We start from the raw sequence: 9,865 nt of genomic DNA, 5'->3' as shown, positions 1-9,865 counted from the left end.
ATTGAGCACCAAGCTCTTTAATTCGATCTAGGATCTGATTCACTAATGCTTCGGGTGCCGATGCGCCGGCCGTGACGCCAACGGTTTTCTTACCATCAAACCACGTTGGATCAATATCTTCAGGGCAATCAATCAAGTAACCCGGCGTTCCGAGCTTTTCCGCCAATTCTTTTAAACGCGTAGAGTTTGATGAGTTTTTCGAGCCCACCACCACCACCAAATCAACATCCAATGCAAGTTGACGCACCGCATCTTGGCGGTTTTGTGTCGCGTAACAGATATCATCTTTACGTGGTCCCTGAATATCAGGAAACACTTCACGCAATTTATCAATCACATCGGCTGTTTCATCCACCGACAAGGTGGTTTGGCTAACATAATGTAAATTAGTCGGATCTTTAACGATAGCTTTTAGCGATTCAACATCTTCCGGTTTTTCAACCAAGTACATGCCGCCTTTTTTACTGGCGTATTGGCCCATGGTTCCTTCCACTTCAGGATGACCTGCATGGCCAATCAGCACTACTTCCATACTGCGGCGACTGGCTCGAGCCACTTCCATATGCACTTTAGTCACCAAAGGGCAAGTGGCATCAAACACGGTTAATGCACGCGCTTTCGCTTCAAGTCTCACCGCTTGCGAAACGCCATGAGCAGAAAAGATCACAATATTGTCATCAGGTACTTCGTGTAAGTCCTCAACAAAAATGGCCCCGCGCTGCTTCAGCCCTTCCACCACAAAGCGGTTATGCACCACTTCATGTCGTACATAAATCGGAGGCTGATACAGCTCAAGTGCGCGTTCAACAATGCTGATCGCACGATCAACACCGGCGCAAAAACCACGAGGGTTGGCTAACAATATTTTCATTTCATTGCTCATTGAATAGGGTTATCGCAAGTTGACAATTATTCTACAGACAAAATTTCAACATCAAAAATGACATCTTGTCCTGCAAGTGGGTGGTTAAAATCAACCGTTACCGAATCGCCCGCAATAGCGGTGATAATGCCAGGAATTTCTAAGCCATCGCGGCCACTAAACGCCATAATCGTGCCAACTTCCACCTCAGTATTACCGGCAAATTTGGCGCGATCCATATGGTGGATGTTATCTGGGTTAGACAAACCAAACGCGTCTTCGGCTTTTAACTCAATGGTTTTGGATTCTCCGGCACTCAGACCGATTAAGCACAACTCAAAATTGTCGCTTAGACTGCCATCACCAATAACCAATTTCGCTGGTTTGCCCATATTATGAGTGCTATCCGCAATAGAGCCATCTTTTAATTTAATGGTGAAGTGTAGGGTTACCGCACTGTTTGCTTTTATTGTCGTCACGTGATTTCTCTTTATTTATTTTAGTGTGGAGACAAGGCATCCATAACGACATAAAAATGCCCGTTTTTAGTACGCCTATCGCCACCGTATTTTTAGAGATGAAGAGTAAACAAAAAGCGCCACCTGAATCAACAGACAGCGCTTAGGGTTATTCAACTATTTTAGCCATTATGAGTGCGCATCGTCTTTTTTACGAAAGCCATCAAGGATAATCATTGCTGCACCAAGGCAAATGGCACTGTCAGCCAAGTTAAACGCTGGCCAGTGATAATTGCCCCAGTAGAAATCAAGATAATCAACCACAAAACCGTGCACGATACGATCAAACACGTTGCCGATTGCGCCACCAATAATCATGGCATAAGCGATATTATGCCACTTCTCTTGCGCAGGCAGCTTACTCATCCAGTAAGTGAGGAGCCCCGTCACCGCAAAGGCAATAGCGGTAAACAACCAACGTTGCCAACCCGCTTGATCGCCTAAAAAGCTAAATGCTGCACCATAGTTATGTACATAAAGTAGGTTAAAAAAAGGCATTACTTCGATGCGATTTGCCCAACCATACCCCATGTTATCCATGACCATCAGCTTTATACCGACATCAAGGGTAAAGACCAGCAGCGCTAGCCATAGCCAGCGAACTCCTGATTGTTTCCAAGTAAGCGTCTGCTCTGCCATATTGAATCCCAATATTATTAAGCGAACTTACGAACTTCGCCTTCACCATCCACGTTCGACACACAACGGCCACAAATAGTTTCATGACCAGTGATAGTGCCAACGTCAGGAGTATGATGCCAACAGCGATCGCACTTCTCTGCTTCGGTTGCGCTCACCAACACAAACAAACCTGCAGTTTCCGTTGCTTGTGCCGCATCGCTTTTCTCAGCCAGAGGCTTCACTATCGCTTTTGATGTCAGCAGTACAAAACGCAATTCATCTTCAAGCTTGTTTAACTGAGCCACTAAAGCATCATCAGCAAACAGCACCACTTCAGCTTGTAATGAGCCACCAATGATTTTTTCACTACGAGCAGTTTCAAGCAACTTGTTCACCGAGCTACGAACTTTTTGCATCTCTGCCCAAAATTCATTGTTCAACTCTTCGCCTTCAGTTAAGCCAAACAGACCTTCAAACCACTCACCCGTGAAGACAAACTTTTCACGCGGCTCGCCATTAGCTTGCATCGCTGGCATTTCGTTCCAAATTTCATCAGCCGTAAATGACATGATCGGTGCCATCCAACGAACCAAAGCCTCAACGATGTAATACAGCGCCGTTTGACAGCTACGCTGTGCATGTGCACCTTGTTTAGCCGTGTATTGGCGATCTTTAATCACATCAAGGTAGAACGAACCCATTTCAATTGAGCAGAAGTGCATCAAGCGTTGGATCACACCATGCGTATTATACTCTTCATATGCTTTGACAATTTCTTGTTGCGCCGCAAAGGCACGGCCTACGGCCCAGCGATCCAGCGACACCATCTCGTCTGCTGCAACCATATCCGTTGCTGGGTTAAACCCATTGAGGTTAGCTAAGAAGAAACGTGCTGTATTACGGATACGGCGATAAGCATCCGCCGAACGTTTTAGAATTTCGTCAGAAACCGCCACTTCGCCAGTGTAATCAGTCGATGCAACCCATAGACGCAGGATGTCTGCACCCAGTTTATTGGTGACATCTTTTGGCGCAACCACGTTGCCGATTGATTTTGACATCTTGCGGCCATGACCATCGACCACAAAGCCATGCGTCAATACTTGTTTGTAAGGCGCAGCACCTTTCATTGCTACCGATGAAATCAATGAAGATTGGAACCAACCACGATGCTGATCTGAACCTTCAAGGTACAGATCTGCACCGTGGCCATTGAACTCTTCGCGCTTATCAACAACGGCGTAGTGAGTCACACCAGAGTCGAACCACACATCCAGCGTATCGAGTACTTTTTCGTAATGCTTGGCATCTTCTTCGCCCAAGATCTCAGCAGTGTCAACATCCCACCACGCTTGAATCCCTTTTTGTTCTACCAATTGCGCCACTGTTTCAATCAGCGCAGGGCTATTAGGATGAAGTTCTGCCGTCTCTTTATGCACAAATAGCGCAATCGGTACACCCCAAGTACGCTGACGAGAAATACACCATTCAGGACGACCTTCAATCATTGCTTCGATGCGGCTTTGACCCCATTCCGGCATCCATTGCACGCCCTTGATCGATTCTAGAGCTTGGGCGCGCAGACCGGCTTGCTCCATAGAGACAAACCATTGGGGTGTTGCACGGAAAATGATCGGGGTTTTATGACGCCAGCAGTGAGGATAGCTATGCTCGTAGGCATGGTGGTGCAACAAAGCACCTTTTTCTTTCAGTACTTCAAGTACAGAGTCATTCGCTTTAAACACATGTTGACCAGCAAATAGCTCGGTGTCTGCTAGATATACGCCGTTTGAACCGACAGGGTTGGCTACTTCAAGGCCGTATTGCTGACCGACCACGAAGTCTTCTTGACCGTGACCAGGTGCAGTATGAACGACGCCAGTACCCGATTCAGTAGTTACGTGCTCACCCAAAATCGCAGGCACAGTAAATGCGTAAAATGGATGATTAAAAGGCATTAGTTCGAGGTCTGCACCTCGGCAAAAACCAAGGTTGTGGTAATGACTGATACCAGCACGATCCATGACACTTTTTGCAAGTTCTGACGCAACGATAATGCGTTCAGCAGGGCGTTCACCGTCTGCTTCAATTTGCAGCAAAACATATTCAAGATCATCACGTAAGCAGACTGCGCGGTTAGCTGGCAAGGTCCAAGGTGTGGTTGTCCAAATGACAATCGACACTTCACCGTGGCCGGCGTGATCAGCCGCGAGCGTGAACTTTTCAAGCAGCGCCGCTTCATCGGCTGCTTTGAATCGTACGTCAATCGAAGGTGACACTTTATCTTTGTACTCAACTTCCGCTTCAGCCAGTGCTGAACCACAATCAGTACACCAGTGAACAGGTTTGAAACCTTTCAGCAGGTGGCCTTTATCGGCAATTTTACCCAATGCGCGAATAATATTCGCTTCGGTGGCGAAATCCATGGTGCGATAAGGTTTATCCCACTCACCCATGATGCCCAAACGCTTAAAGCTCTCTTTCTGGCCTTCCACTTGACCTGCTGCATATTCACGACATTTTTCACGAAACTCAGCCGCGGTCACTTTCTGTCCCGGTTTGCCGATTTTTTTCTCTACCATCAATTCGATAGGTAGCCCGTGACAGTCCCAACCTGGGATGTAAGGCGCGTCAAAACCAGATAAGGTTTTCGATTTGATAATAATGTCTTTAAGAATCTTATTCAGTGCGTGACCAATATGAATATCACCGTTGGCATAAGGAGGGCCATCGTGCAATACGAAAGATTTTTTGCCTTTTTTGGCTTTACGGATTTCGCCGTAAAGATCTTCTTGATACCAACGCTTTAACATTTCTGGCTCACGTTTAGCCAGATCGCCACGCATTGGAAACCCTGTTTCAGGTAGGTTCAGGGTATCTTTATAATCACTCATCGATTCTTAATTCCGTTATATTGGGCGACGTTAGACATGATATTAATCGGTGGAATAATCCGACTAATTCTTTAGCTGATGCAACCACACCCTTGCCGCATCAGCATCCAATTCAATTTGTTGCTTTAACGCTCCAAAAGATTCAAATTTCTTTTCATCTCGAAGCTTATGTAAAAGTGCCACTTCTAGCTGTTTGCCATATAAATTGGCATGAAAGTCAAACAAGTGTACTTCAAGTTGTTGGCGAACCCCGTTGACTGTTGGCCTATTACCAATATTGGCAATTCCTCCGATGGGCGAGTTATCAAGGCCATAGACATTGACGACGTAAACACCAGAGACCGGTGAAACACAGCGCTTAAGCGGAATGTTCGCTGTAGGGAAACCAATGGTTCGCCCTAACTTTTGACCATGCGACACTCGACCACTGATACCGTAATCACGACCGAGCATCTGCTTAGCTAACACTAAGTCATCGCTTGCTAAAGCGTTACGAATAGCAGTACTACTCACTCGCTGTTGTTGCAAGCAAAAACTGTGGGTACTTACCACCTCAAAACCAAACTGTTGTCCAGCTTGCTGCAGCATACTGAAATTACCTTGGCGATTTTTACCAAAACAAAAATCATCACCAATCACCAGAAACTTAACACCCAACTGAGCGACCAACAAGTCACGAATAAAAGCTTCTGCCGTTAAATTAGCAAAGTGCTGGTTAAAATTCACACATAACAATCTGTCAACCGACTGCTTGTTCAGTTGCACAAATTTATCACGTAATCGAGTTAATCGAGCTGGTGCATTGTGCTTGGCAAATAATTCTAATGGCTGCGGTTCAAACGTCATGACCACCGAAGGTAAACCCAATAATTGCGCCTTCTTGGATACTTGCTTCAAAACTTGCTGATGTCCTAAATGAACACCATCAAAGTTTCCGATGGTTAATACACAGCCATGATGCTGTGGCTTGATATTATGAATGCCGCGAATCAATTCCATTAGAAAATGCTTAAAACCTATAGTTCTCAATTAGCAAGGTGCGAAACCGACGGATTATATACTAATCACCATTAATCTGTCGCCGCTTTTAAGTCTTTTAAACGCACGCCAAGCACGGCTAGGCAAAGCAAATAACTGACCGCACCGATACTGATCAGCATCACCAATGATGTAGCCCTCTGTGTCAGACTCCACTCTAGCCACGTTGACATTTCTTCCAATTGCCAAACAATAACCACAACCATCGCACTGCTGGCCACCATTAAGCGAATAATAAAACCAATAGTTTTACGGGTGATCTGGTACACCCCTTGTACATGTAATCCTCGGTAAAGCAGTGCCATGTTGATAAAAGCAGATAATGACGTAGCTAACGCCAAACCAACATAACTTAAATGCCACGCTAAAAGCGCATTGAAGACCATATTAGAGATCATGGCGATAATGCCATAACGAACTGGCGTTTTGGTGTCTTGCCGAGAGTAGTACCCTGGAGCAAGCACTTTGATCAGCATAAAACTGATCAAGCCCAAACCAAATGCATAGAGTGACAACGCCGTTTGATTGACATCATTCGGGGTAAACTCACCTCGCATAAATAGCACCATAAGCATCGGTTTTGCCAACACAATCAGGCCTAACATCGCAGGAAAGCCGAGCAGACAAACCATACGAATACCCCAATCCATGGTTTGCGAAAATCCTTCGCTGTGGGCATCAACATGTTTACGGGATAATGCAGGCAAAATAACGGTAGCGATCGCAATACCAAATAAGCCTAACGGAAATTCTAGCAAACGGTCTGAATAGTAAAGCCAGCTGATGGAGCCCGTTTGTAAGAAGCTGGCAATGAAGGTGTCCAGCAATAAGTTAATTTGACTGACCGATACCCCAAAAAGAGCGGGCAACATCAAAGTGCGAATTTTCACAACCCCCGGTTCATTCCAGCCCCATTGAGGCCAAACCAATAAACCTGCTTTGAGCAAAAATGGAATTTGGAATAGAAACTGGACCAATCCCCCAAGAAGGACGCCAATCGCCAAGCCAATTTCCGGTTGCTGTAAGTGCGGCGACAAAAAACAAGCGCAACCGATGATCATCACATTCAAAAATACAGGGGTAAAAGAAGAGACGGCAAATTTGCCCAGGGTATTGAGAATCGCTCCTGATAAAGCAACAAAAGTGATGAACCATAAGTAAGGAAAAGTGATTTTTAATAATAAACTCGCAAGCTCAAACTTATGCGCATCAGGACCATCATTAAGCCAATCTAAAAACCAACCAGCCCCAAACAGTGCCGTGACCGCACCAGAGCATAAGATCCCCACAACAGTCACCAAAGTGACAATCACCCCCAATGTGCCAGATGCTTTAGCGATCAGCTCGCGTGTTTTATTGATATCTCCGGATGAATGGTATTCGGTCAGTACTGGAACAAACGCTTGAGAAAAAGCCCCTTCGGCAAATAGCCGACGTAAAAAGTTAGGAATTTTATTAGCAAAGAAAAAAACATCGGCACTCGCACCTGCCCCCATCAAATTCGCAACAACTACGTCACGAACTAGGCCCAACACACGAGAAATCAACGTCATAGCACTGACAATCAAGCCAGATTTGAGTAGGCGTTTGCTCACTATTACCTCGAAAAACAAGCCAAAACGTCATTATCCACAGCAACACATAAGGAATGTCAGTGCGAGATCAGATAAGTATTAGCATTGGAAAAAAAATACTGTTAGAATCCCCGCATCTTAACCGCGATGACCTTCCTATACCAAAATTTGTTTGGCCTAGAACGGTTTTTGCACAAATCATTTGACAATTGAGAGCAAATAAGGGATATTCCCCGCCCTTAAATTGTCACCGAACTAAGTTTTTGGGAGTTAGACCCTTGGCAAATAGTAAATCTGCTAAGAAGCGCGCTATCCAAGCTGAGAAACGTCGTCAGCATAATGCTAGCCGTCGTTCTATGATGCGCACTTACATGAAGAAAACCATCGCAGCTATCGCAGCTGGCGATAAAGAAGCTGCAACTGCTGCATTTGCTGCAGTTACACCAATCCTTGACCGTATGTCGACTAAAGGTCTTGTTCACAAGAACAAAGCTGCTCGCCATAAGTCTCGTTTCGCTGCAGCAATCAAAGCTCTATAATTTAGACTTGGTTCCACGCGAAAATAAAAACCGGCTAAGGCCGGTTTTTTTATATCTGCAATGTCAAGTAAAGTATTTACTCTAATTTTAATATAAAAAAATCCGAACTATGTTACTGAAACATAATTTCGGATTGTGTATTTTTCAAAACACTAGCGGCAGTATAAACCGTGTAACAACTCAATCATCGCCTTGATCTCATGGCTGCTGAGTGTGTAGTAAACCGTCTGAGCTTCTTTTCTTGTATCCACTAACCCATCTCTTCTTAACCAAGCAAGATGCTGCGAAAGTGCCGATTGACTCAATTCTAATTTCCCACATAGCTCACCAACCGACAGTTCTTGATTGTGTAATAAACACAATATTTGTAGGCGTCTTTCGTTAGCCATAGCCTTTAACAACACCACTGCTTTAGCGGAATTTTTTTCCATTTCTTGTAGGTTCATGAATAAGCTCCCTTGGAACAACTTCTTACATCAAACGCATCACAAGTTTGCATCTTCCTTAACCCAACAGGTTATGAGTTTATAAGTAAGGTTAGTACCTTTTTCTATGTAGTTTAATTGTTATACCGTTTATGACGGCAACCATTCAATAGAGCGTCAATAACGGCATCAGAAGGCGTATAACCAGTTTAGATTAGTATTACTTGGCAAGCGATAATTAATAATATTGCTAGATAATGAGATAATAATCTATTTATCGTTAGTAGTGAAAGCATCATACAAACAAATTATTAAAATCTGCATCGCAAACATTTTTCACTGCCGGATGTTGGATCATCCTCTCAGCAAAAATGACGTAGTACTCTTCTTTTAAATCATCAATCTGACCGATGAGTTGCAAAGGAAGATCATCACCAACTTCAGTCACATAGATTGAGGGCGCTAAAAAAATTGCATCATGATGATAACGCGCAAAAGCTTTCATCAATGCCGCATCATCAAACTCCCCCAGAATATTCGGCTTCAGGCCTTGACGGTCAAACCATTGCAATAGATTACGCCCCATCGCGGTTCGGCTTCCCGGTATCAACAACTTTCTCTGCTCTAAAATGGCGGGAAAAGAGACATTTTCAACATTGCCTGAACAAAAAAAACTCATGTGACTCTCACCCAGTTTTTTGCTGAACAGGCCCGGGCTTTGGCTGGAATCGACGGGATAATCAGAGAGAATCATATCCAATTTGTGTTGTGAAAGTTGCTCTAACAACATTTCATGGGTCGATTCAAAACAACGCAAGTGGATACTGCTATCGGCCGGGACCGTCGTCATCAGTATTTTACTGACAAGCCGTTTAGAGAGGGCATCCGCCACTCCTACATCAAACAGCAGATTAGAGCGCTGACTATAATTGACAATATCGAGCATCTCATAACTTAAGCCGAACATCCGGTCAGCATATTTAAAAACCAGTTGCCCAAGTTCTGTCGGTTCAATGCTACGACCATTACGCTTAGTAAGCTTACCATCCATGCGCTCTTCAAAAGCCTTAATTTGCCCAGTGACGGTTTGCGGAGTCAAGAAGAGTGCTTCTGCAGCTTTAGTGACCGATCCCTGCTTGCATACCATCCAGAAGTAGTAAAGATGATTGTAGTTGAGGTGAAACATGATAAGGACACTCAATTTTATCTGGTCGTTGTTTATAACAAACCCAAGCCAAATGAGCAATTAACTCGGAAAAACCGAACTTAAGAACGTTAGCTAATCTTAATACCGAGCAGTTAGAGTTCAAAAATGACAACTTCGTCATAAAATATCTAAAACTAGCGTCCATCGCTCTCCTCCTCCACGTTGTTAACGTCGCATAACATCATGA

The 9,865-nt window shown here is 44.4% G+C and carries 9 protein-coding genes; 1 reads left to right on the top strand and 8 read right to left on the bottom strand.

The genetic code is table 11. The features are described 5' to 3' along the window. The 6 genes from ispH to murJ all read right to left on the bottom strand — a co-directional run. A partial coding sequence (gene ispH / locus B9J84_RS09070; protein WP_179217545.1) for a 4-hydroxy-3-methylbut-2-enyl diphosphate reductase occupies nucleotides 1–883 on the bottom strand: 883 nt, incomplete at its 3' end. A 26-nt stretch (nucleotides 884–909) separates the two neighbouring features. Continuing rightward, nucleotides 910–1,341: an FKBP-type peptidyl-prolyl cis-trans isomerase gene (fkpB, locus tag B9J84_RS09065; protein ID WP_013857554.1), complete on the bottom strand. Its 432-nt coding sequence runs from the start codon at nucleotides 1,339–1,341 to the stop codon at nucleotides 910–912. A 168-nt stretch (nucleotides 1,342–1,509) separates the two neighbouring features. Continuing rightward, nucleotides 1,510–2,019, bottom strand: a complete 510-nt coding sequence (gene lspA / locus B9J84_RS09060; RefSeq protein WP_026028078.1) for a signal peptidase II — start codon at nucleotides 2,017–2,019, stop codon at nucleotides 1,510–1,512. A 17-nt stretch (nucleotides 2,020–2,036) separates the two neighbouring features. Next, complete coding sequence (ileS, locus tag B9J84_RS09055) at nucleotides 2,037–4,895, bottom strand: isoleucine--tRNA ligase (protein WP_094123988.1); 2,859 nt, start codon at nucleotides 4,893–4,895, stop codon at nucleotides 2,037–2,039. Nucleotides 4,896–4,958: 63 nt separating this feature from the next. After that, entirely contained in the window at nucleotides 4,959–5,894 is a 936-nt protein-coding gene (gene ribF, locus B9J84_RS09050) for a bifunctional riboflavin kinase/FAD synthetase (RefSeq protein WP_026028079.1), read from the bottom strand. 71 nt (nucleotides 5,895–5,965) lie between these two features. After that, entirely contained in the window at nucleotides 5,966–7,528 is a 1,563-nt protein-coding gene (gene murJ / locus B9J84_RS09045) for a murein biosynthesis integral membrane protein MurJ (RefSeq protein ID WP_179217544.1), read from the bottom strand. A gap of 257 nt (nucleotides 7,529–7,785) precedes the next feature. Between murJ and rpsT the strand changes: the two genes are divergently transcribed. Continuing rightward, on the top strand, nucleotides 7,786–8,046 hold the full coding sequence (gene rpsT, locus B9J84_RS09040; RefSeq protein WP_026027444.1) for a 30S ribosomal protein S20: 261 nt from the start codon (nucleotides 7,786–7,788) through the stop codon (nucleotides 8,044–8,046). Nucleotides 8,047–8,198: 152 nt separating this feature from the next. On the opposite strand, the gene B9J84_RS09035 is transcribed toward rpsT, so the two are convergent. Both B9J84_RS09035 and nhaR read right to left on the bottom strand, forming a co-directional pair. Continuing rightward, nucleotides 8,199–8,492 (bottom strand): metalloregulator ArsR/SmtB family transcription factor, encoded by a 294-nt coding sequence (locus tag B9J84_RS09035; protein ID WP_026028082.1) that lies wholly within the window; start codon nucleotides 8,490–8,492, stop codon nucleotides 8,199–8,201. Nucleotides 8,493–8,766: 274 nt separating this feature from the next. Continuing rightward, nucleotides 8,767–9,657, bottom strand: a complete 891-nt coding sequence (nhaR, locus tag B9J84_RS09030; RefSeq protein ID WP_094123986.1) for a transcriptional activator NhaR — start codon at nucleotides 9,655–9,657, stop codon at nucleotides 8,767–8,769. Nucleotides 9,658–9,865 lie beyond the last annotated feature (208 nt).

It is taken from the genome of Vibrio sp. V03_P4A6T147 (assembly GCF_002241085.1).
Classification (GTDB): Bacteria; Pseudomonadota; Gammaproteobacteria; order Enterobacterales; family Vibrionaceae; genus Vibrio; species Vibrio anguillarum.
Note: the sequence above shows the minus strand (reverse complement) of the source record. Positions and strands in the feature narration are given on the sequence as shown.